This window comes from Aedoeadaptatus ivorii, assembly GCF_030815095.1.
GTDB lineage: Bacteria > Bacillota > Clostridia > Tissierellales > Peptoniphilaceae > Aedoeadaptatus > Aedoeadaptatus ivorii.
Genome location: NZ_JAUSWF010000017.1, coordinates 1 through 1,085, shown reverse-complemented (window position 1 = coordinate 1,085; position 1,085 = coordinate 1). Strand labels below are relative to the sequence as shown.

The following is a 1,085-nucleotide window of genomic DNA, read 5'->3' as shown; positions in this document are numbered from 1 at the left end:
CTTGAATTGTCAAGTCAAGTGCAACTCCACTGAATGGTAAACCTCATAAGGCGTTTTCCAGTTTAAGCATTTACGTGGCCGGCGATTGATCTCTTCTATTGTCGCTTCAATATAGCTATCCGATTGGTCAATATCTTTTGTTTTTGGAAAGTACTCTCTTAATAGACCATTTGTATTTTCGTTGGTACCTCTTTGCCATGGGTGATGAGGCAACGGAAAATAGAATGCAACAAGAGAGAGTTGCTGTGAAATTTCAGGATGCTTTGAAAATTCTTTCCCTCTGTCGGGGGTAATGCTTTGAAGGGGTTCATCCTTCAGTAGTTCAATCATCGCTTGCTTAACACATTGGGCGTTCTTCTTCGTAATTTTTCGGCAAAGTAGGTAACGGCTTTTCCGATCAGTCAGCGTGAGTAAGCATGCCTTTCCGGTTTTACCTGCCACCGTATCCGCTTCCCAGTCGCCTAGACGCTGCCTTTTTTCAGCTACATCCGGTCGTTCGGATATGGGGTTGGTGATTGGAATTTTACCGCGTCTTTCTTCGTAGGATCTGGTATGCCTTGTTTTACCGCGATGTCTTAATTTTCTAATACACCCTCGATTGCCCTTGGAGAGATTTGGTTCGTCAAAAAGGCCGGAATAGATGGCTCGATAAATCGTGGTGAAACTAATGCTATAAATACTCTCTTCGTATTTTAAACGGGCGGCGATCTGTTCAGGAGACCACTGATGCTCTAAGAATAACGACTTTACCTTTTGAAAGAGGAGGACATCGTCTAACTTCTTATGAGGACGACACGCTTTTCTTCTGGTGGTATAAAGTGCCTGTGCATCACAAGGTAAATAACTTCCGTGCAAGGAGTTTCTCTTTAACTCGCGACAAATTGACGATTTGTTGCGTCCTAATTTGATGGCTATTTCAGATTGGTTTAAGCCAATATCCACATAATGCTTTAGCAACTCACGCTCTTTTAGTGTAAAATGAGAATAATGATTCATCGTTCCTCCTGGTTGATTGGTTTTTGTCGACATAATTTTACCAGAAAACGGTGAATCATTTTTTGTTGCACTTAGATTGTAAATTCAAG

The 1,085-nt window shown here is 41.7% G+C and carries 1 protein-coding gene; it reads right to left on the bottom strand.

Translation table 11 applies throughout. From position 1 onward, the window contains the following. Positions 1–9: 9 nt before the first annotated feature. Positions 10–996, bottom strand: a complete 987-nt coding sequence (locus QO008_RS08025; protein WP_307385592.1) for an IS30 family transposase — start codon at positions 994–996, stop codon at positions 10–12. Positions 997–1,085 lie beyond the last annotated feature (89 nt).

Bases quoted from the DNA above. Each gene is read 5' to 3' on its own strand.
- QO008_RS08025 (WP_307385592.1), bottom strand. From the start codon at position 996: ATGAATCATTATTCTCATTTTACACTAAAAGAGCGTGAGTTGCTAAAG.